We start from the raw sequence: 21,220 nt of genomic DNA, 5'->3' as shown, positions 1-21,220 counted from the left end.
GGAGAAGGGCATGAACCTTTTCACACCGCAGTTCCGCAATTCGCAATTGCTCGCCAGCAAGGCGCATGCGCTTATTCCCGGCGGCTGTCACACCTATGCCAAGGGCGACGACCAGTATCCGGTTCTGGCGCCCGGCTTCATCCAGCGCGGCTCCGGCTCGCATGTCTTCGATGTCGACGGCCATGAATATATCGAATACGGCATGGGCAATCGCGCCGTCGGGCTCGGTCATGCCTATCCGCCAGTCGTCCGCGCGGTGCGCGATGCCTTGCAGGATGGATGCAATTTCACACGCCCGAGCGCTATCGAGGTCGAATGCGCGGAAAGCTTTCTCGAGCTGATCGACAGCGCGGACATGGTGAAATTCTGCAAGGACGGGTCCGATGCGACTTCAGGCGCGGTGCGGTTGGCGCGCGCCTATACCGGGCGCGACATGGTTGCCTGCTGCGCCGATCATCCATTCTTCTCGACCGATGACTGGTTTATCGGAACCACGAAAATGAATGCGGGCATTCCCGCATCGGTCTCGGCCCTGACGGCGACTTTCCGCTACAACGACATCGCAAGCGTGCAGGCCGTGTTCGACGATTATCCGGGGCGGATCGCCGCCATTATCCTGGAGCCCGCCAAGGCCGATGAGCCGCAGGACAATTTCCTGCACGAAGCAAGGCGCATCGCCCATGAAAACGGGGCCCTGTTCATTCTGGACGAGATGATTACCGGCTTTCGCTGGCATATGCGCGGGGCGCAGAAGCTTTACGATGTCGAACCCGATCTTTCCTGTTTCGGCAAGGCGCTGGGTAACGGGTTTGCCATTTCGGCGCTCGCGGGCAAGGCGGAATATATGCAGCTTGGCGGTCTGATCCAGACGGATCACCCCCGTGTGTTCCTGCTTTCCACCACCCATGGCGCGGAAACCCATGCAATGGCGGCGGCGATTGCCACGATGACGATCTATCGCGACGAACCGGTGATCGAAAGGCTCTATGAGCAGGGTTCCAAACTGGCGGCGGGCGTGAATGCGGCGATTGCCGCCCACGGACTTCAGAACCATGTTCGCCTGTTCGGGCGTCCGTGCTGCCTTGCCTATGGAACGCTCGATGAAGCGGGCCAGTCGTCGCAGGCTTTCCGCACGCTGTTCCTTCAGGAGACGATCCGGCGCGGCGTGCTGATGCCGTCGCTGGTCGTCAGCTACACCCATAGCGACACCGACATTGCGCGCACGGTGGATGCAATCGACGGTGCGCTCGGCATTTATGTTCGCGCCCTCAATGACGGGGTAGGTTCCTATCTGACCGGGCGTCCCTCGCAGGTGGTCTATCGCCGCTTCAACGAAGCGCCGACCTATCCGCCCGCGATGCGATGAAGCGCCTCGCGGCGGTTCTGATCGCCACGATCCTGCTGTCTATGGCGGCAGGGTCGTCCCATGCGGCTGGCCAGTTTCCGATCAGGGTCGCTGAGGACGGACGTATTTTCGAGGATGCGATGGGCAAGCCCTTCCTGTTGCAGGGCGATACGGCATGGTCGCTGATCGCCGAATTGAAACGGGAAGACGTCGAAATCTATCTTCAGGATCGCAGGAAGCGCGGCTTCAACGCCATTCTGGTCAATCTTCTCGAACACCGGTTTTCCAGCCATCCGCCTGCCAATGCCTATGGAGAGAAGCCCTTCGAGGGCGATGCGTTCGGTGAGCTCAATCCGAGATATTTCGACCATGCCGCCTGGGTGATCGGGCGGGCGGAGCAACTGGGAATGGCTGTCTTTCTGGCGCCCGCCTATCTGGGCGTCAACGGCAACAGTCAGGGCTGGTTTTCCAAGGTTCAGGCTGCGGGACCGGCGAAAATGCGGGGCTATGGCGAAGCGATTGCCCGGCGATTTGCCGGATTTCACAATATCGTCTGGGTTCTGGGCGGTGATTTCAATGCGCCGGATCGCCAGCTCGTCTCTGATCTGGCCGAGGGCATAGCGCTGGTTTCCCCCAATGCGCTCCAGACGATACATTCCGGCCGCAACACCGATACGGCGGAACTCTGGGCCGACCAGCCATGGCTGAGCCTCGATACGGTTTATACCTATGACGATGTTCATGCGGCGATTTCTGCCCGGCGGCAAGCGGGCAGGATGCCCGTCATCCTGCTGGAAGGCGCCTATGAGTTCGAGCGCGAAGCCACGGCGCGCATGATCCGCCGCAATGCCTATGGCGCGCTTCTGGCCGGTGCCGCCGGACAGTTCTTCGGCAATAACCCGATCTGGCATTTCACCGGCCCCGGTATCTTCAACGCTGACCGCAGCTGGCAGGAAGCGCTCGGCAGCCCCGGCGCGCGATCGATGACCGTGATGAAGAAACTGTTCGACAGGCTGCCATGGCCGCATTTGCAACCTGATCGTGAAAAGCGGATCGCATTGAAGCCGGAAAGCTACGCCTCGTCCCTGCCTGATGGCACGCTGTCGGTCATCTATGGCGACGCCGACGGCTTTGCGGTGGCAAAGCAAGCGGTCGGGCAAGGCAGGAAGGCAATCTGGTTCGATCCGGTTTCCGGCATGTTCGCGGATGCGGGCCCGCCGAAGATCGAGGGAACGGTTGCGACCTATATGCCCGCGCAGGCAAAAAACGCGGGCGGGGGAACCGACTGGCTTTTGCTGATCGGCAGCACCGAGCGCCTGCGCTGCATCCGAAAGGAGTAGGCGATACGCCCTTTTCCCCCTTTCATAAACGCTTGTCCTAACCGGACATGCCTTCGGTCAAGTCGTCGCTCCCGCCCTCCATCGCTAACATGCATTTATCAAAGCTTGAGGAGTCGGACATGAAGGTACTGGTTACGGGCAATCAGGGCTATATCGGGTCGGTCATGGTGCCGGTCCTGATAAATGCGGGGCATGAAGTGTCTGGCTATGACATTGGCCTTTACGAACATTGCCATTTTGAAGAAGGCGGCGCGGTGATGAATGTGCCGACCATTCGCAAGGACGTGCGCGATGTGTCGCCGCGCGATCTCGAGGGGTTCGATGCGGTCATTCATCTTGCAGCACTTTCCAACGATCCGCTCGGCAATCTCAATGAGGAACTGACCTACGACATCAATCACCGGGCGAGCGTCGCCATGGCCAAAGCTGCCAAGCGCGCCGGTGTGGGGCGTTTTCTGTTTGCCTCATCCTGCAGCAATTACGGCATCAGCGATGCCGACCTGATCGATGAAACCGGCGACCTGAAGCCGGTAACGGCCTATGGCCGGTCCAAGGTGCGGGCGGAACAGGAAATCCGGGAACTCGCCGATGCAAGCTTCTGCCCGGTCTATCTGCGGCCCGCGACCGCCTACGGCGTTTCGCCCTTCCTGCGCTTCGATATCGTGCTCAACAATCTGGTGGCATGGGCGGTGACGAAGGGACTGATCTATCTCAAGTCCGACGGCACGCCCTGGCGTCCCATCGTCCATATTCGCGATATTTCCCGCGCCTTCATGGTGGCGATGGAAGCCCCGCGCGAGAAAGTCTGGAATGAGGCTTTCAATGTCGGCTCGACCGAGCACAATTACCGCATCCGCGATATTGCGGGGATCGTTGCCGAGAATGTCCCCGATTGCCGCATCGAATATGCGGATGATGCGGGGCCGGATACGCGCTCCTATCGCGTCAGTTTTGAAAAGTTGGCGCGGGTGCTGCCGGAAGCCAAGCCGGAATGGGATGCCGTTGCCGGCACGCGTGAACTGCTTGCAGCCTATAGCCGCTCGACCCTCACGCTTGAGGAGTTCGAGGGGCCACGGTTCCAGCGCATCGCCCATATCCGCAAGCTGATAGCCGAAGGCGTGCTGGATGCCGATCTGCGGCGTGTCGAAGAACAGTCGCAACCTCTGCGGGCCACGGCATGATGGATACGGGGGCGGGCAGAAGCACCGAATGGGCCGTTCCACCGCCAACGGACGGAACGGCCATATACGAACTTGCTGCCCGCCTTTATCCGCTTTGCCGCAGTCTGGCGGGCGACGGCGTGCGCGAGACGCTCGCCATCATCGGCGAAAATCTGCCGCTGACGGTCCATCAGGTGCCGAGCGGCACGCCGCTTTACGACTGGAAAGCGCCGCAGGAATGGATCATTCGTGAGGCCTATATCGCGGATACGAGCGGCAATCGCATCGTCGATTTCGCCCGGCACAATCTGCATGTGGTGAATTTCAGCGTGGGCGTGCGGGCGCGAATGCCGCTCGGTGCGCTGAAGGCGCATATTCATACGCTGCCCGACCAGCCGGACCTCATTCCCTACCGTACCTGTTATCATGCGGAGGGATGGGGTTTCTGCATGGCGCATATTGAATTTCTGGTGATGCAGGATGGCGATTATGACGTTGTGATCGACGCGGAGCGGCGCGACGGCTTTCTGACCTTCGGCGAGTTCATTCACCGGGGAGAGACCGACGAGACGTTTATCCTGTCAGCCCATCTCTGCCATCCGTCGCTCGCCAATGACAATTGCTCCGGACTGGCGCTGCTGGCCCACCTCGGCGAAGTGCTGCAATCAAGGCGCACGCGCCTGACCTATCGCCTGCTTTTCGGTCCGGCGACTTTCGGCGCGCTTGCATGGCTTCAACAGAACGAGGCGCATCTGGGATTGGTGCGGCATGGGCTGGTCCTGTCCTGCGTCGGCGATGCGGGCGGGCCGAACTACAAGCGCAGCCGTCGCGGCGATGCCGAGATCGATCGGATCATGGGCCATGTGCTTGCCGGCCGCGCCGATGCGGCGCTCCATGATTTCTGGCCCTATGGCTATGACGAGCGCCAGTTCTGTTCGCCGGGATTCGATCTACCGGTCGGCATGTTCCAGCGCAGCCTTTATGGCACTTTTCCCGAATACCACACATCGGCCGACAATCTCGATTTCATCAAACCCGAATATCTCGATCAATCTTTCAACTTGGTCATGCAGGCCATTGAAATCGCTGAACGAAACTGGCGTCCAGTAAACCTTTCTCCAAAGGGAGAACCGCAGCTTGGAAGGCGCGGGCTTTATGGAAGCACGGGCGGCGACAGCCGTGCCGCACAAAACGCAATGGCGCTGTTATGGGTGCTCAATCTGGCGGATGGCGAGCATTCCATCCTCGATATGGCAGAGCGGGCGAAATTGCCCTTCGCAACCCTTGCCGATGCGGCCGACCGGCTCCGCGATGCGGGTTTGCTGGCGGCGACCTAAAGCAGCGGCCACGCCAGATCCTTGTCGGAAATGACGCTCGGCCTGTTGGGCCAGGGAATGCCCAATGAAGGATCATCATAGCGCAAACCTGTTGCATAATCAGGCGCATAGGGCTTCGAGATCATGTATCGCACGAGCACATCAGGCGTCAGGGTCTGGAAACCGTGCGCGCAGCCTTCCGGAATATAGAGCTGCACGCCGTTTTCCGCTGAAAGCTCCACGCCGGTCCAGCGCCGATAGGTTGGCGAATGCGGACGCAGATCGACAAGAACGTCCCAGATCACGCCTTGCAGGCAGGTGACGAGCTTTGTCTCCGAGTGCGGCTCGCTCTGATAATGCAGGCCGCGCAACGTTCCTTCCTCGCGGGAAAAGGAGAGGCTGTGCTGCGGAAAATGCGTTTCCATCTGGCGCTCGGCGAAGGCGCCTTCGCAAAAGACGCGTGCAAACCAGCCGCGCTCGTCCTCAAGCCTTTCAGGCTCGATGGACCAGGCGCCGTCAATATTGAGCGAAGTGAAACGCATGTCGTGCCCCGATTTGTGCAAGCGTCATTCTGCCAGCGGGTATTTCGGGCGATAGGACCTTCTTCGACGCATTTGGCAGGCTTGCGGATGAGCCGACCCTGCCCGAAAGAGGTACGCGCCTACGCCCCCATCGCCATTGGGCGAAGATCGGGTATCTACGCTTCATAGTCCATCCGGTGAATGTTGCGCCCGATCGTATGTACGGCTCGCCCCTGATGACAGTCTCGGCAATTTTTAGACCGCTTAGTAGTTTTGGCTATCCGACGCGGATCGGAATTCAACCCTACAGAAGACCCGGCCATATAGGTTTAAAAGGCGAGGAATGACGTATGACCATCCAGACGCCGGATATTTCGCGGAGCACGAGCATGGCGCAAGAGCAGACCGGCTGTCGGCTGTGCGGTAAACTACTCAAGCATAGCTTTGTCGACCTCGGTATGTCGCCGCCTTGTGAAAGCTTCATCACCGCGGATCGCCTGGACCGTATGGAGCCATACTACCCGCTCTATGCGCTCGTCTGCGATCATTGCTATCTGGTGCAGCTGAAGGAGTATTTCTCGCCTGCCGAGATATTCACCGAATATGCCTATTTCTCATCCTTTGCCACAAGCTGGGTCAGCCATGCGAAGACCTATTGCGACGAGATCACCGAGCGGCTGGGGTTGAATGAAAACAGCTTCGTGGTCGAGATCGCCAGCAATGACGGCTATCTGCTGCAGCATTTTCTGCCGAAGGGCATCCCGATCCTTGGCATCGAACCGGCGGCCAATGTGGCCGAAACGGCAATCGCCAAGGGCGTGCCGACGCGCGTGGATTTCTTCGGCTCGACGCTTGCCGCCGAACTGGTCGGCGCAGGACGCAAGGCCGACCTCCTGATCGGTAACAATGTTCTGGCGCAAGTGCCTGATCTCAATGACTTTGTTCGTGGCCTGCAACTGCTGTTGAAGCCGGAAGGTGTGATCACGCTGGAGTTTCCGCATCTCGCCAACCTGATCGAGCAGAACCAGTTCGACACCATCTATCACGAGCATTTCTCGTATTTCTCGCTGCTGACGATCCGCTTCATGGCGCATCGCCACCACCTCAAGGTCATCGACGTGGAGGAACTGCCGACCCATGGCGGGTCGCTGCGGGTGTATCTTGCGCATAACAGCAGCAAGCGGAAGGCGGGACCGCGTGTCGCGGCACTCCTGAAGCGCGAAGAGAGTTTCGGCCTCAACGAGATTTCGACCTATGAGCAGTTCGCCGAAAAGACCCGGCGTACCAAGCGCGATCTCCTGTCCTTCCTGATCGCCGCCAAGAATGCGGGCAAGCGCATCTGCGGCTATGGCGCGCCGGGCAAGGGCAACACGCTGTTGAACTATTGCGGCATCGGCACGGATTTCCTGGATTTCACGGTGGATCGAAACCCGTACAAGCATGGCCGTTTCACGCCCGGCATGCACATTCCGATCTATGATGTATCGGCAATCGACAAGTACCGGCCCGATTACATCCTCATCCTGCCGTGGAACTTCAAGGATGAGATCATCCGGCAAATGCAGCACGTGGTCGAATGGGGGGCGAAGTTCATCATTCCCATTCCGCACGTCACGTTGATTGATCCGGCACTACTCACTGAGGAGCGGTAATCATGAAAGTCGTTCTGTTCTGCGGCGGTCTTGGAACCAGAATTCGCGAATATTCGGAGAATATACCGAAGCCGATGATCCCGCTCGGCCATCAGCCGATCCTGCATCACGTCATGGAATATTACGGCGATTACGGGCACAACGAATTCGTTCTGTGCCTCGGCTACAAGGCCAATGTCGTGAAGGATTTCTTCCTGACCATCCGCCCACAGACCTTTGCGGACTGTGTGGTTTCCGATGGCGGGCGCAATGTGCAACTGCTTGAGGAAGTGGATCGCGACTGGAGTGTCACGCTGCTCGATACCGGCATATGGCGCAATATCGGCGAAAGACTGTGGAGCGCCCGGTCGCATGTGGCGAACGAGGACATGTTCCTCGCCAATTACAGCGATGGTCTCAGCGATGTAGACCTCGACGACATGACGGAACGCTTCCGTGCCAGCGGCAAGATCGCCTGTTTTCTCGCCGTCCGTCCGCCGCTGACCTATCACCTTGCCGATATTGCCGAAGGCGGCGACGTGCGTGCTTTCCGGACGTCGAACACTTCGGACATCTGGATCAATGGCGGCTACTTCCTCTTCCGCAAGGAGATCTTCGACTATATGCGCGAGGGTGAGGAACTGGTGCTGGAGCCGTTTGGCCGCCTGATCGCGGAAAACCAGCTGATGGCCTATAAATATGAGGGCTTCTGGCGCTCCATGGATACGCTGCGCGACTGGCAGACGCTTGAGGATATGGTGGAGAAGGGCGACATGCCCTGGAAGAGGCACAAGGCGGAAGAGGCCAGGCGCCGCGCCACCAATGTCGCGATAGCGCTATGATCGACCTGCGTTCGCTCGCAAATCACAGCCGCCCGCTGCAATTGCTTTGTCTGGGCGCGCATTCGGACGATATCGAGATCGGCTGCGGCGGCACGCTTCTCAGCCTGATCGAGAGCGGCGCGCCGCTGCATGTGGAATGGTGCGTGCTTTCGGGAAATGAGGAAAGGCGGGCGGAGGCGGAAGCTTCAGCCCGCGATTTTCTGCGTGGGATAGACAGTTTCAACATTCATCTCGCCTCTTTCGAGGATAGCTACTTTCCCGCGCAGGGCCGCGAAATCAAGCAATGGCTGATCGAACAGCGCGGGCGAAGGGTGCCGGACATGGTGTTCACCCATCGCCATGGCGACGCTCATCAGGATCACCGGACGGTCAATGAACTGACATGGAACCTGTTTCGGGATCAGGTGATCCTCGAATATGAAATTCCGAAATGGGATGGCGATCTGGGCCAGCCCAACGCCTATTCGGCGCTACCGGTCGCAATCATGGATCGCAAGATCGAACTGTTGATGAAGCACTTCGGCACCCAGCGCTCCAAGGATTGGTTCGACTCCGAAACATTTCGCGGTCTGGCGCGGCTGCGCGGCATGGAATGCCGTGCGCCCGAGACTTATGCCGAGGCTTTTCATGCCAGAAAGCTGCGGTTGTTCTAGTTTGCAATCGGCTCCGCATTGGTGTCGACACGGACGACCACCGACATGCCCGGCGCCAGACGTGCTGCATCCGGCTGATCTTCGTCGATGGCGATGCGAACGGAAAGGCGTTGCGTGATCTTTGTGAAGTTGCCGGTGGCGTTATCGGATTTGATCACGCTGAACTCTGAACCGGCGGCAGGCGCGAAGGCTTCGATACGCCCGGTCAGCTTCGCATGGCGCAGCGCATCGACGGTGAACGTGACCGGCTGGCCGACCTTCATGCCGTAGAGCTGTGTTTCCTTGAAATTGGCCATCACCCATTTGGACTTCGGCACGACGGAGACGAGCTGCGTTCCCGCTGTCACATATTGCCCAAGCCGCACGCCCACTTCGCCGAGCGTGCCGTCACGCGGGGCGATGATATGAGTGTTCTGAAGGTCGATCCGCGCCAGCTCGACAGTTGCTTCCGCATTGGCGATATCGGCATTGAGGCTGTCGCGATTGACGATGATGGATTGCAGGTCCTGTTGCGCGACGGCCAGCGCGGCTTCCGCTTCCTCCACTGCGGCCTGTGCCTGAAGCAGACTGCCATGCGCCGTGTCGGCGGAGCTTTGCGTGGTCACGCCGCGCGGCAGCAATGCCTCGACGCGCTTGGCATTGGCTTCGGCAACCTCAAGTGCTGCCTTGGCGCCGGAAATCTGCGCCTGCCGCGACTGGATCGTCGCTTCCGCCGAGCGCTGGCTCTGTTCCGAATTGGCGAGCGCTGCCTTCTTGCTGTTGAGCGCGGCCAGCGCCTGATCCAGCTTCTGCTGATAGCTGCGGCTGTCGATCTCGAAAAGGAGGTCGCCCTGCTTCACGGACTGATAGTCGTTCACATTGACCTTGGTGACATAGCCGGCGACCTGCGGGCTGATAACGGTCACCTGACCGCGGACATAGGCATTGTCGGTCGTCTCGACGCTGTGCTTGAACGGCGGCAACTGCCACGCCCACAGTACCATCAGGACACCTGCAAGGCCGATGATGAGGGCGAGACCGCCGCGAATATACTGTTTTCCAACTAACATCTTCATTACTCGTCGATTTAACCAGCCATCGTCGCACTATGGCGGCGGGCCTGCATGTTTTCATAGAGGCGATAGGCGATCAGGCATGCGAGCGAGAGGACCGCAATGACGGAGATCGCGAGAAAGGCATCGTTATAGGACAGCACCGTCGCCTCCTTGGTGACCTGTTGCCCGAGAAGCGCCAGCCCTTCGGCCCTGGTCAGTCCCTGATCGGCCAGAACCTTCGCATAGGTGCCGGATAGCGCCTGAACGCGCTGGGCGACTATCGGGTTGGACATGACCAGTTGCTCCACCAGATAGGCGGAATGGTATTTCTCCCGGATCGTGATGAACGTGCTGAATACGGCAGAACCGATAAGCCCGCCGATATTCTGCGTGAAAAGGAAGATGACGATGAAACTCGTCATGTAGGTCGGTCCCTGTTTGAGGGCCTTGGTAATGCCCGCAAGCATGGCCGGAGGCAGGAACAGGGCGCCGCCGAAGGCGATCAGGCCCTGGCTGAGATAGGCGTTGTGCGGGCGGGTAAGGTTGGTCGCATGGCTGTCCAGAAAGGCGCCGACCGCGATGAAAACCAATGCCAGCCCGAAGATGAACGATACACGTTCCAGCTTCATCCAAATGCCGCAGGCAATGCCGCCCGCCAGCGAAGCGGCGAGAATGACGAGATAAAGCCCGCGGCTCTGGCCGTCCTGCAGGCCGAATGCCTGAAAGAGACCGACCGCGCCCGTCGTCTGCTCGGCAAGCACGATGCGGAATATGAAGAGGATCAGCGTGAAGCGCAGGATTTCCGGCGAGAACAGCCAGTGCAGGTTCATCAGCGGCTGCTCGCGGTTGAGCTCGAGCGCGGCGGCGCAGGCCAGCGCCGCTATCGAGATCGCAAGGCATATGCCGATCCACGGCGCTTCAAACCACCAGTAATTCTTTCCCTGAACCAGAACCACCGCGAGAAGGCCGAAGCCGATGGCAATCAGCCCATAGGCGACGAAATCCAGCCAGTGCAGCACCTTGGCGCGCGGGGCCTGTGTCATCGGCAGAATATAGACCACGGCGAAGGCGGCGAGCGACAGGCCGATCTCGACCATATAGAGCTGCTGCCATTGCCCGATGTCGAACAGCAACGGCGAGATGACGCGCGCCAGCGGGCCTGCCGCAGCCGAACAGGTGAGCGCGAGGCTGAGGCCCCACGTCATCTTCTTGGGCGGAGGAAAGGCTTCGAGCATGTAGAGAAAGCCGATCGTCGAAACCGGTGCCGCAGCCGCACCCGCGATGAAGCGGATCGGGATCGCCGACCAGATGTCATAGACGAGCAGATGCAAGAGCGAGGACACCAGAAAGACGGCGATGGCGATTTCCGCGAAGCGGCGCAGGCCGAACTGCGTGCGGATCTTGACGAGAAGGATCGTCAGGCTGGCATAGGGAGCCATATAGGCCGCGATCAGCCATGAAGTTTCCGTCAGCGTTGCGCCGAGTGACCCCTGTATCTGCTGCGTATTGGCAGAAATGAAATACATGCTGAGACCGCGTGTCGACCACATGAGGATGGACGCTGCAATATAGATGGCCGAAATGTAAACCGGCATATGCGGAGCGGGCGGTGCCGCAGCCGGTTGCGCTGCCGGGGGTGTCTGGTCTGATTGATTGGCTTTGTTTTCTTCCGACATGGTTCTAGCGGTCTTTATCCGCGAGCGTCGTCTCTACCGTCTGGCTGATTTCCCGAAGCACCGATAACGCGGCTTCCAGCGTGGGCCTGTCGATGCGCTGCAAAAGCTCCGACCGGATGCTGCGGGTGATTTCCTGCAACTCGCGCACCTGTGCCTGCGCTTCGTCGGTCAGTTCGATCCGTTTCGCGCGGCGGTCGCCTTCGACTGCGGCACGATAGATCAAACCCTGCTTCTCAAGGCCATCCAGAAGGCGCACCACCGATGGGTGCTCGATTTCCAGCGCATCCGCCAGCTCGCGCTGGTTCCAGTCGCGCTCCTGGGCCAGAAGCAGGAGCACGCGGGCGCGCGCCAGCGTCAGCCCGCGTTCGCGAACACGGGAATCGAACAGGTTGCGCATTTTGCGCGCGGCCGTGGACAGCTCCATGGTGAAGGCCGCTTCGAGATCGAGTTTTGATTGAGACATTGTATAGCTATCTATTATATGTGTAGCTATACATAATAATTTATTGCCTGCTAATCAATGCCGCGTGTGCCCCTGCAAAGCACGGAACTGAAAAAAATCTGCGCCTGCGGGAATAAATCGCGGTTGCCGATTGTCTTACCTCCATATCGCATGTCGCGATTGGAACCCTGTGAGGCAAATCATGAAAACGTTTGGTTTTATGTCCGTACTGGCAATTGCAGCAGTCGCGGCGTCCGCTGCTGTCGCAGCGCCATCCGTCAAGACGATGGAAAGCTCGAAGGGGCAGGTCCTGGCAGGCGCCAAGGACATGACGCTTTATACTTTCGACAAGGATAGCAAGGGCGAATCCAGCTGCTATGATACCTGTGCGAAAAACTGGCCGCCCTTCAAGGCGATGAAGGGGGCGAAGGCTTCAGGCGCATATACGCTGGTCAAGCGCAAGGATGGCAGCGAGCAATGGGCAAAGGATGGAATGCCGCTCTATTACTGGGTGAAGGACAAGAAGCCCGGCGATGTGACCGGAGACGGCGTTAATGGGGTCTGGCACGTCGCAAAGCCATGAGGCTGATGTGAGCCATCCCGCTCCGGAAACTTTCGAGGGCCAGCTTCTGGCCCTCCTGCCGGTCATGCGGCGCTATTCGCGCAGCCTTGCAAAGTCCGATGCGGAAGGCGAGGACCTGCTGCAGGACTGTGTGGCCAAGGCACTGGCCCGTCGCGGCCAGTGGCGCGGCCTCAACCTGCGTGGGTGGATACTCACGATGATGACCAACCTCTATCGCAACGGCTATAAAAGCCGCGCGCGCACCCGGCACGAAACGCTGGACGCCGCCGAGAATGTCAGCGTTGCGGCTTCCGAAACCGATCCGTTCCAGTTGCAGCAGCTGGAAGAGGCGATAAACACCCTGCTGGAAGATAACCGCGCGGTGCTGATGCTCATCGTCGTCGAAGGCTACAGCTATGGCGAGGCGGCGGAAATGCTGGGCATACCAGTAGGAACCGTCATGTCCCGGCTGTCGCGAGCGCGCAATCGCCTTGCCGAACATATGAACGGCTCAAATATCGTAACGCTTCGGAGAAACCGATGACAGCCTCCAATTCTCCCATAACCGAAGCGGAACTGCTTGCCTTTGTCGACGGACAATTGTCCGAAGAAGAGCATATGCGCATTGCCGGGCTTCTTGATGAAAACCCCGAACAGGCGGCGCTGGCCGACGAATGGCGCAGGCAGAACGAGGGGATCAGGCACTTATTTTCCCGCTATGCCGAGCCCCGGAACGAAGACGCCGGAATGATCCGGCAGGCGGAAACGCGCCAGTCGCGAACCTATCACGGAGCCGTTGCTGCTGCCGTTCTGGCGGCCTTGCTGATCGGCGGTGCGGGCGGCTTTGCAGGTTCGCGCCTGCTTTCGGAAAATGCGCCGCAACTCGCCAGCGTGCAGACCCTGCCGGAGCAGGCTCAGGCGGCCTATCTCATCTATGCCAGCGAAGTGCGGCATCCGGTCGAGGTCTTTTCCAACGAAGAAGCACATCTGGCGGCATGGCTTGGCAAAAGGCTCGACATAGCCGACCTTCGGCTACCCGATCTCCGCTCCCTCGGCTTTCAGCTTGTCGGCGGACGCCTCTTGCCGGTCGGGGGCAAGGCTGGCGCTTTCTTCTTGTATGAAGACGAGACGGGAAAGCGGCTTTCGGTGATCGTCGGGCGCAATCCGGATAACCGCGATACGAGTTTTCGCTTCGCTTCGAGCGACGGCGTCGAAACCTTCTACTGGATCGACAAAGATCTCGGTTATGCGGTGAGCGGCGAGATATCGCGGGACCGGCTGCGGCAGGTGGCGGAAGAATGCTATCGCCAGTTTCCGAGCTAAACCGCCTTTATCGATAGTCGCTGAAAGCCTGCACCATCGCCTCTCTGGTGCTGCCGCTGGCGATCAGCGCGGCAAGCAGTATGCGGGCCTGACCGGGACGAAGCGTGCTCGCATGGATGGCGCCCGCTTCGCCAAGATCATATCCGCCGCCGCCGCCGCCATAGCCGGGGACCAGCAGGCCTTCCGGCACGCGGCTTGAAACCACGACCGGGATATTGCGGCGGGTACACTCGCGGACGGCTTCGACAATGCAAGGCGTGGCGTTGCCCGAACCGAGCGCCGCAAGCACGACGCCGCTTGCACCGGCTGCAATGCTCGCTTCAATATGGAGGGCGTCGCAGCCCGGATAGATGGCAATCAGGTCGACGCGGCGATCGCCGACCGGGGCAGGGAACACCGGGCTCTGGACGATGAGCGGACGGGCGGAGCGGAAGGCATCGCCATTGTCGCTGCTGAATTTATAGGCTCCCCACGCCGGGATGATGCGTCCGCCGAAGGCGATCTGGACGCCTTTTTCCGCATTGGACGGATCGCTGGCAAGGCGAATGGCGGCGGCGATGTTTTCCGGGCCGTCCGCGTCGGGGTGGTCGGCGGTAAATTGCGCGCCGGTAAAAATCACCGGCTTGCCGATGCGACACTGCAACTGCACCAGCAGCGCGGTTTCTTCCATCGCGTCGGTTCCGTGCAGGACGATGATGCCATCGACCGCGCCATCCTCGAGTTCGGCTTCGACGGCACTGCTGATACGTTGCATGTCTGAAAGGGTGAGGCTCGCGGAATCCTTGGTCATCAGATTGACGGCGCGAAGCTTTGCTTCCGCACCCGGCACCAGTCCCATGAGGTCTCCACCCGACAGGACCGGCGTGCTTGCTCCATTTTCCCCACGCTTGCTGGCGATGGTCCCGCCAGTGGTAATCAGCGCTATGGACGGCGTTGCAAGCGTCATATTTCCGAATCCTCTTATTTATCAGGAACGCTGGCGTCTACAGCACGTTCGGCGGCAAGTCGATGGATGCGTTCCCGCATCATATACCAGCCGACGATGAGGGCCGGGCCGATAATAGCCAGCGAAGCGATCGTCCAGGTGCCCACCGGATAATCGAGCGCCATCAGGACGAGCACGCCCAGCAGAAATGCCAGCGTGAGGATACCGGTATAGGGCGCTCCGAACATGCGGAAATCCGGACGCGCGATTTCACCAAGGCGCGCGAGATGCCAAAGCTTGAGCTGGCAAAGGATGATGACGCCCCATGCCGTGATGATGCCGAGCGCGGAAAGATTGAGCGCGATTTCAAACGCTTCCGCAGGCACGACAGCATTGAGAATGACGCCGATCACGGTGACGACGGCGGTGACGGCAATGCCCATATAGGGAACGCCGTTCTTGTTCATTCTGGCCAAAGACGCCGGTGCAGAGCCGGATATCGCCATGGAATGCAGGATGCGGCCCGTGGAATAGAGACCGGCATTCAGCGACGACAGAACCGCTGTCAGGACCACGAGGTTCATGATGATATCCGCCCCCTCGACGCCGATCTTGCCGAAGAAGGTGACGAAGGGGCTCTCGCCTGCGGAATAGGCCGTATAGGGGAGAAGCAGCGACAGCAGCAGGACCGAACCCACATAAAAGACCAGCAGGCGGAACACGACGGTGCGGATTGCGCGGGGCATGACCTTGCGCGGGTCTTCGGTTTCTCCAGCCGTGGTGCCCAGCAACTCGATGGACGCATAGGCGAAAACGACGCCCTGTATGATGATGAAGGCCGGCAATATGCCGTTCGGGAACAGGCCTCCGCTGTTCGGGATGATGCTGAAACCCGCCGGATGGCCATCAATCGGCGTTCCGGTCACGACGAAATAAATGCCGACCACCAGAAACGTCACGAGCGCGATGACCTTGACGAGGCTGAACCAGAATTCCAGTTCGCCAAACACCTTGACCGACATGAGGTTCATCGACAGCACGATGACAAGCGCCGTCAGCGCGAATATCCATTGGTCGATGCCTTGCAGCCAAGGCACATAGTGCTTGAAGAAATTCATGTAGAGCGCAACCGCCGTCACGTCGGCGACCGAGGTCATGGCCCAGTTGAGCCAGTACATCCAGCCTGCCACGAAAGCCAGCTTCTCGCCGTAGAACTCGCGGGCATAGGAGACGAAGGAGCCGGAGCTGGGGCGATGCATGATGAGTTCGCCCAGGGCGCGCAGCACCAGAAACGCAAAGAACCCGCACAGGGCATAGACGAAGACGAGAGCCGGGCCCGCCAGCGCCAGACGTCCGCCAGCGCCGAGAAACAGCCCGGTTCCGATTGCGCCGCCGATGGCGATCATCTGGATCTGCCTCGGTCGCAGGGCCTTGTGATAGCCGCGTTCCTCTTCGACGAACACTTCGCGTGGGGCCGGGACGGCTTTCATGGTTTCAGTCGGCATTGCTCCTCCCTGAGAGCGCGGTTTGCGGGGACGGCCATGGGGCGTGCAAGGCCACTTAGGGCACGCCGCCAGCCATTCAATGAGGGACGGATTTCATCCCGTTTGATGGGGTATTCTGTAAAGCTGCATGACAGGTTTTGGGCGGTTTTAACGCATATCGCAGAACGCGCGTCAAGTATCGCGCGCCAACTGACGAGCTTCGCTTGTGTCGCTTGAACTATGTTGGCGGTGAAAAATTCAGCCGGAAGAACGCTTTATCGGCATTTGCTAAAATGGCACGAAAGCAGCGTTCCGGTCCGGTTCGGCACCAAGGCAGGTGGCGACCCTGTGGAAATATCAGCTGACCTCATCCCTGCCGATGATGGTGGTTACCGCCGTCTTGACCTTGCTCAGATGCGCTTCCATGGCGGTGCGGGCTTCAGCTTCCGATCCCGCCTCGATGGCTTCCGCGATACGGCGATGCTCGACATTCGATGCTTCGCGGCGGCCCGTCATGAAGTTGACGAGTTCGGATTGCTGGATCAGCGCTTCACGCGCATCCGCCACGATCTTGGTAAAGACCGAATTTCCGGAGGCTTCGGCAATGGCGCAATGAAATTCGGAATCGAGCAGCTCCCACTTCTGGAGGTCGGTCTGGCGGTCCATCTTGTCGCAGAGTTCGAGCAGACGGGCGAGCTGCCCGGCGTCGCGGCGCTTTGCTGCCCAGCCAGCCGCAGGGACTTCGATGAAGGGGCGCGCTTCGATCAGATCGCGGGCCGAATAGCTGCCGTAATTCAGTTCGCTTGCGGGAGAAGCATTCAGGACATAGGTGCCGCTGCCTGTCCGCGTATGGGTAAGGCCGAGCGTCTGCAGGGACCGCAACGCTTCTCGCACGATGGGGCGGCTGACGCCGAACCGGCCAGCCAGTTGCGTTTCGGAGGGGAGGCGGGTGCCGACCGCAAGACGGCCGGATGTAATGGCGGAACGAATATCGTCGAATACGACTTCTGCCGCATTCTTGCGCGTAACCGGATGGGTGTCCGATAGCCAATCGGCCAGTTCGCTCATGTCCGCACCTCCGTCGATCGCCTTGCTCCTGTCAAGCAGCTAGGCAATTTCCAGAAGGATATCAATCCCGAACCGGTTACGAAAGGCCATCCAGGCAGACACAAATGCCCTGCGGTCCGGCTGGATCGCAGGGGCTCTGTCTGGACAATATCAGGCAGCGGTTGCTGCTGTGTTCAACTTGTTGGCCGACAGGATGCTGATAATCGCAGCCCCGTAGGCCGTGAGCGGCGCCATCTTTGCAAGTGCGCTCGCAATGGCGTCGTGGTGGCTCAATTCTTCCTCGGAATCGTGGCGGAAGGAAACGCAGACAGTCTCACCATCTTCACCGATGAATTCGACCTGATAGGAATTTTCCTTGCCGCATCTTTTGACCAGAGCATCGACGATTTGCATGCAATAATTCTCCTTCCGAGCCGCATGAACGCGCCGTGGAGGATATGGTTCCATAAAATTTTATCTTTTTGCCTGCCGTCATTTCCGCCGGGAGAGACGGGCTGCACCCAACGCCGCTGCAAAGGCAAGGGCGAGCATGACGAAGGTGAACTCAGCGACCGCGGACCATCCGTCGGCAGTCCAGAAATAGCCGCCCGCTGCCCCGGCAACGCTGGAACCCAGATAATAGGCCAGCAGATAGAGCGATGAGGCATGACCCTTGGTCTGGAGCGCCAGCCTTCCAACCAGCGCACTGGCGACCGAATGGCTGACGAAGAAGCCGACGGTGACAAGGATGATACCGGCGACGATGACGGGGAGCGGCGCAAACAGGGTCAGAAGACAGCCCGCGGCCTGGATGGCAAGGCCGATGGGAAGAACCGTGAAATAGCCAAGCCTGTCACCCATTCTGCCAGCAAGCCAGGAGGCTGCGATGCCGAAGAGATAGACCGTGAAAATAGCGCCAAGCGCCGTCTGGCTAAGGCTATAGGGCGCGGCAACGAGGCGGAAACCGATATAGTTATAGATGGTGACGAACGAACCCATCACCAGAAACCCGATGGCGAAGAGCAGCGGCAGCGCCGGGTTGCGGATGTGGCCGAGCCATGCGCCGAGGTGGAATCGTGCGTTGAAGCCGGGACGCGCAATGAAGTTCTGCGATGGGGGCAGAAGGAAGAGAAAACCGATCGATGCAGCCAGTCCAAGCAGGCCCATGCCCGCGAGCCCGACACGCCAGGAGAAATATTCGGCAAGCGTTCCGGCAATGACGCGGCCTGCCATGCCCCCGAAAGCATTTCCGGCAATATAGAGCCCCATCGATGCGCCAAGGCCGCGAGGGTCGATTTCTTCCGCAAGATAGGTCATGGCGACTGCCGGAACGCCGCCCAGCAACAAGCCCTGCAATGCGCGAATGGCGAGCAGCATATGCCAGTCCGGCACAATCGCGCTGGCTATCGTGCAGAGCGCGGAGCCGAGAAGCGAGACGAACATCAGCGTCCTGCGTCCGAAGCGCTCGGATATGGCGGCGGCACAGAAAATTGCGAAGGCGAGAAAGCCTGTCGAAACGGAAAGCGACAGCGAACTGGCCGCAGGCGTGATATTGAAATCATGCGCGAAAAGCGGCATCAGCGGCTGGACGCAGTAGAGCAGCGAGAAGGTTGCAAATCCTGACAGGAACAGCGCGATGCTCGCATTGCGAAACGCTGGGGTTCCCTTGGTGAGATAATGTCTTTGTTCGGACGCAGCGGGAGCTGAAACGAGCTTGAGCTGGCTTTCCGGTGTTCTTACGCTGTCGAGGCTGCGTTCTGCGAGGCGTGACATGACTTTGCCTTTTCAAATCCTCCCGCTTTTCGATCTAGTCAAAGCCGTTCCATTTGTCCAATATATGGAAGTGACGATTTTAATAGCTTTTGGATATGGCGATGGAACTGCGTCATCTACGGTATTTTCTGGCGGTGGCCGAAGAGGGTAATTTTACCCGAGCGGCTGCCAAGCTCGGGATCGGCCAGCCGCCGCTCAGCCAGCAGATACGTGATCTCGAAAACGAGATTGGCGTGGCGCTGTTTCACCGCGTACCGCACGGCGCAGAATTGACGGCGGCAGGTACGGCGTTTCTGGACGAAGCCAAGGCTTCCCTTGCCGCCGCCGAGAAGGCGAGGCTTGCGGCGCAAGGTGCCGCGCGCGGAGAGACAGGAAGGCTTGCATTGGGCTTCACCGCATCATCCGCGTTCAATCCGGTGGTGAGCGGTACGATCCGAAAGTTTCGTGCCAGATGGCCCGAAGTCCGGCTGACCCTGACCGAGATGAACAGCCATCTCCTGATGCAGAGCCTGATGCGGGGCGAGGTAGACGCAGCTTTTATCCGACCCGGTCTCGAAAACCCCAAGGATGTGCGCGTGAAGCGGCTGGCCGACGAGCCGATGATGATCGCCCTGCCAAGCCATCATCCGCTTGCGGTTCATCCTGAGCTCCCGATTTCAGCCCTGGCAAACGAGGCATTCGTGCTTTTCCCACGCATAGTGGGGCTAAGCCTTTATGACGATGTGGTCGAGGCCTGCCGGAAGGCAGGCTTTGAAATGATCGTGGCGCAGGAAGCGCCACAGATGCCGTCCGTCGTCAATCTGGTCGCAGCCGATCTCGGCGTCTCGATCGTTCCCGCCGCCATTGCGCAGATCAAACTGGCCGGTGTCACTTACAGGCCGATCAAGGGGGAGCCGCTTCTGGCACGGCTGGGCCTGGTTTCGATGAAGAATAACCGGTCTCCGCTGATCGACAATCTGATAAGCCTGTTGCCGGATCAATGATCCCCATGGTTCGGACTGAGCAGAGTGGAGTCCGGGCGGCGTTGACCGTCACCATCTGGCATGTATGATGGCCAGAGCGGCGAGATGCCTGGGAGGGGACGCTGCTTTTCCATCCATAGGATTACCGTAGGCGAGGGCCGGTGGCCGCAAGCCGAACGGTCGAATTATGCCCTATCCCGTCCGAATGGAGATTTTCGTGAAACGACTTCTGATTACCGGTGCTGCGGGTGGACTGGGGCGCGTGATGCGCGAAAAGCTGGTCGGACAGGCCGAACTGTTGCGCCTTTCCGATGTTGTCGATATGGGCGAGGCCGGGCCCCATGAAGAGCTTGTGCAATGCGACCTTGGCGATCTGGATGCGGTCATGCGCCTTGTCGAGGGCTGTGACGGCATTCTGCATCTTGGCGGGATTTCCACCGAGGCGTCTTTCAGCAAGATACTGAACGCGAATATCGTCGGGATGTACAATCTCTACGAGGCAGCGCGGGCGCATGGCCGTCCGCGCATCATCTTCGCCAGTTCCAATCACACGATCGGTTTCTATCGACAGGACGAATATATCGACGCAAAGGCGCCCACGCGACCGGATGGCCTTTACGGCGTTTCAAAATGCTTTGGCGAGTCCATCGCCAGCCTCTATCACGACAAGTTCGGACAGGAGACGGCAATCGTTCGCATCGGTTCCTGTTTTGAGGAGCCGCGCAACCATCGCATGCTCTCCACCTGGATGTCGTATGACGATTTTGCCAGCCTGATCGAATGCGTTTTCCGGGCACCGATGCTGGGATGCCCCGTCATCTGGGGCGTTTCCAACAATGATTCGATGTGGTGGGATAACAGCCACGCCCGTTTCCTCGGCTGGCATCCGAAGGACAATGCCGAACGCTTCCGCGCCGGACTGGAGAACACGATCCCGCGGCCCGCGCCGGATTCCGCGCTCGCGGTCTACCAGGGCGGCGCATTTGTCGATGAGCCCATCCATCAGGACGACTGACGGACTTTTGCCCAAAGACGGATCATGTGAGAGAACGCGTATATTTTGCTTTACGTACCTCAAAACGAAAGCTAATCTTTTAATCGTGATGCTTTGGGAGGAGTTCACGTGCAGCCACAAACAGCGGCGAAAGCTTTGGAAAAGACTGGGCTGAAAAAGCGCCAGAAGC

21 protein-coding genes are annotated in these 21,220 nt (G+C 59.5%); 12 read left to right on the top strand and 9 right to left on the bottom strand.

Annotation, left to right across the window (positions count from 1 at the left end):
• Positions 1–10: 10 nt before the first annotated feature.
• From JNC63_RS01140 to JNC63_RS01125, 4 genes are all read left to right on the top strand, one after another.
• The gene (locus tag JNC63_RS01140; protein WP_113368532.1) at positions 11–1,366 is read left to right on the top strand and encodes a glutamate-1-semialdehyde 2,1-aminomutase; all 1,356 of its coding nucleotides are present in this window, start codon (positions 11–13) and stop codon (positions 1,364–1,366) included.
• On the top strand, positions 1,363–2,685 hold the full coding sequence (locus JNC63_RS01135) for a glycoside hydrolase family 140 protein (RefSeq protein ID WP_075041500.1): 1,323 nt from the start codon (positions 1,363–1,365) through the stop codon (positions 2,683–2,685). The genes JNC63_RS01140 and JNC63_RS01135 overlap by 4 nt, the downstream gene beginning before the upstream one ends.
• A 119-nt stretch (positions 2,686–2,804) precedes the next feature.
• Positions 2,805–3,866 (top strand): NAD-dependent epimerase/dehydratase family protein, encoded by a 1,062-nt coding sequence (locus tag JNC63_RS01130; protein ID WP_075041499.1) that lies wholly within the window; start codon positions 2,805–2,807, stop codon positions 3,864–3,866.
• Positions 3,863–5,182 carry a DUF4910 domain-containing protein gene (locus JNC63_RS01125; protein WP_075041498.1) on the top strand — a complete coding sequence of 440 codons (1,320 nt, stop codon included), beginning with the start codon at positions 3,863–3,865 and terminating at the stop codon, positions 5,180–5,182. The genes JNC63_RS01130 and JNC63_RS01125 overlap by 4 nt, the downstream gene beginning before the upstream one ends.
• Here the strand turns inward: JNC63_RS01125 and rfbC are convergent.
• Complete coding sequence (gene rfbC / locus JNC63_RS01120) at positions 5,179–5,703, bottom strand: dTDP-4-dehydrorhamnose 3,5-epimerase (protein WP_075041497.1); 525 nt, start codon at positions 5,701–5,703, stop codon at positions 5,179–5,181. The genes JNC63_RS01125 and rfbC overlap by 4 nt on opposite strands.
• A gap of 329 nt (positions 5,704–6,032) precedes the next feature.
• Here rfbC and JNC63_RS01115 point away from each other — a divergent pair, with 329 nt between their 5' ends.
• From JNC63_RS01115 to JNC63_RS01105, 3 genes are read left to right on the top strand one after another with little or no spacing between them, the layout of a single operon-like run.
• Positions 6,033–7,334, top strand: coding sequence for a class I SAM-dependent methyltransferase (locus JNC63_RS01115; RefSeq protein ID WP_021585523.1), 1,302 nt, complete (start codon positions 6,033–6,035; stop codon positions 7,332–7,334).
• A 2-nt stretch (positions 7,335–7,336) separates the two neighbouring features.
• On the top strand, positions 7,337–8,155 hold the full coding sequence (locus JNC63_RS01110) for a sugar phosphate nucleotidyltransferase (RefSeq protein WP_063620463.1): 819 nt from the start codon (positions 7,337–7,339) through the stop codon (positions 8,153–8,155).
• A complete protein-coding gene (locus JNC63_RS01105) occupies positions 8,152–8,808 on the top strand; it encodes a PIG-L deacetylase family protein (protein ID WP_075041496.1) in 657 nt (218 codons plus the stop codon). The genes JNC63_RS01110 and JNC63_RS01105 overlap by 4 nt, the downstream gene beginning before the upstream one ends.
• On the opposite strand, the gene JNC63_RS01100 is transcribed toward JNC63_RS01105, so the two are convergent.
• From JNC63_RS01100 to JNC63_RS01090, 3 genes are read right to left on the bottom strand one after another with little or no spacing between them, the layout of a single operon-like run.
• Positions 8,805–9,857 (bottom strand): HlyD family secretion protein, encoded by a 1,053-nt coding sequence (locus tag JNC63_RS01100; protein WP_006470344.1) that lies wholly within the window; start codon positions 9,855–9,857, stop codon positions 8,805–8,807. The genes JNC63_RS01105 and JNC63_RS01100 overlap by 4 nt on opposite strands.
• A 17-nt stretch (positions 9,858–9,874) precedes the next feature.
• A complete protein-coding gene (locus JNC63_RS01095) occupies positions 9,875–11,518 on the bottom strand; it encodes an MFS transporter (RefSeq protein ID WP_075041495.1) in 1,644 nt (547 codons plus the stop codon).
• 4 nt (positions 11,519–11,522) lie between these two features.
• The gene (locus tag JNC63_RS01090) at positions 11,523–11,981 is read right to left on the bottom strand and encodes a MarR family winged helix-turn-helix transcriptional regulator (RefSeq protein WP_075041494.1); all 459 of its coding nucleotides are present in this window, start codon (positions 11,979–11,981) and stop codon (positions 11,523–11,525) included.
• Positions 11,982–12,162: 181 nt separating this feature from the next.
• On the opposite strand from JNC63_RS01090, the gene JNC63_RS01085 reads away from it, so the two are divergent.
• From JNC63_RS01085 to JNC63_RS01075, 3 genes are read left to right on the top strand one after another with little or no spacing between them, the layout of a single operon-like run.
• Positions 12,163–12,543, top strand: a complete 381-nt coding sequence (locus tag JNC63_RS01085) for a COG4315 family predicted lipoprotein (RefSeq protein ID WP_063620460.1) — start codon at positions 12,163–12,165, stop codon at positions 12,541–12,543.
• On the top strand, positions 12,515–13,066 hold the full coding sequence (locus JNC63_RS01080; protein WP_075041493.1) for an RNA polymerase sigma factor: 552 nt from the start codon (positions 12,515–12,517) through the stop codon (positions 13,064–13,066). Before JNC63_RS01085 ends, JNC63_RS01080 begins: the two co-directional genes overlap by 29 nt.
• Complete coding sequence (locus JNC63_RS01075) at positions 13,063–13,845, top strand: anti-sigma factor family protein (protein WP_075041492.1); 783 nt, start codon at positions 13,063–13,065, stop codon at positions 13,843–13,845. Before JNC63_RS01080 ends, JNC63_RS01075 begins: the two co-directional genes overlap by 4 nt.
• A 7-nt stretch (positions 13,846–13,852) precedes the next feature.
• On the opposite strand, the gene JNC63_RS01070 is transcribed toward JNC63_RS01075, so the two are convergent.
• From JNC63_RS01070 to JNC63_RS01050, 5 genes are all read right to left on the bottom strand, one after another.
• Positions 13,853–14,791 (bottom strand): asparaginase, encoded by a 939-nt coding sequence (locus tag JNC63_RS01070; protein WP_075041491.1) that lies wholly within the window; start codon positions 14,789–14,791, stop codon positions 13,853–13,855.
• A gap of 14 nt (positions 14,792–14,805) precedes the next feature.
• Entirely contained in the window at positions 14,806–16,275 is a 1,470-nt protein-coding gene (locus JNC63_RS01065) for an amino acid permease (RefSeq protein WP_075041490.1), read from the bottom strand.
• Between the two features lie 336 nt (positions 16,276–16,611).
• A complete protein-coding gene (locus tag JNC63_RS01060; RefSeq protein WP_075041489.1) occupies positions 16,612–17,322 on the bottom strand; it encodes a FadR/GntR family transcriptional regulator in 711 nt (236 codons plus the stop codon).
• A 150-nt stretch (positions 17,323–17,472) separates the two neighbouring features.
• Complete coding sequence (locus tag JNC63_RS01055; RefSeq protein WP_374846101.1) at positions 17,473–17,715, bottom strand: hypothetical protein; 243 nt, start codon at positions 17,713–17,715, stop codon at positions 17,473–17,475.
• Between the two features lie 78 nt (positions 17,716–17,793).
• Positions 17,794–19,074, bottom strand: coding sequence for an MFS transporter (locus tag JNC63_RS01050; RefSeq protein ID WP_075041487.1), 1,281 nt, complete (start codon positions 19,072–19,074; stop codon positions 17,794–17,796).
• Positions 19,075–19,175: 101 nt separating this feature from the next.
• Here JNC63_RS01050 and JNC63_RS01045 point away from each other — a divergent pair, with 101 nt between their 5' ends.
• Together JNC63_RS01045 and JNC63_RS01040 are read left to right on the top strand one after the other, a co-directional pair.
• Positions 19,176–20,057 carry a LysR family transcriptional regulator gene (locus tag JNC63_RS01045; RefSeq protein WP_075041578.1) on the top strand — a complete coding sequence of 294 codons (882 nt, stop codon included), beginning with the start codon at positions 19,176–19,178 and terminating at the stop codon, positions 20,055–20,057.
• 196 nt (positions 20,058–20,253) lie between these two features.
• Positions 20,254–21,051 (top strand): NAD-dependent epimerase/dehydratase family protein, encoded by a 798-nt coding sequence (locus JNC63_RS01040; RefSeq protein WP_075041577.1) that lies wholly within the window; start codon positions 20,254–20,256, stop codon positions 21,049–21,051.
• Positions 21,052–21,220: the final 169 nt, after the last annotated feature.

The sequence above is a fragment of the Brucella ciceri genome (assembly GCF_041930145.1).
Lineage (GTDB): Bacteria > Pseudomonadota > Alphaproteobacteria > Rhizobiales > Rhizobiaceae > Brucella > Brucella intermedia.
The sequence above is the reverse complement of the archived record's forward strand: the minus strand, read 5'-3'. Positions and strand labels throughout refer to the sequence as shown.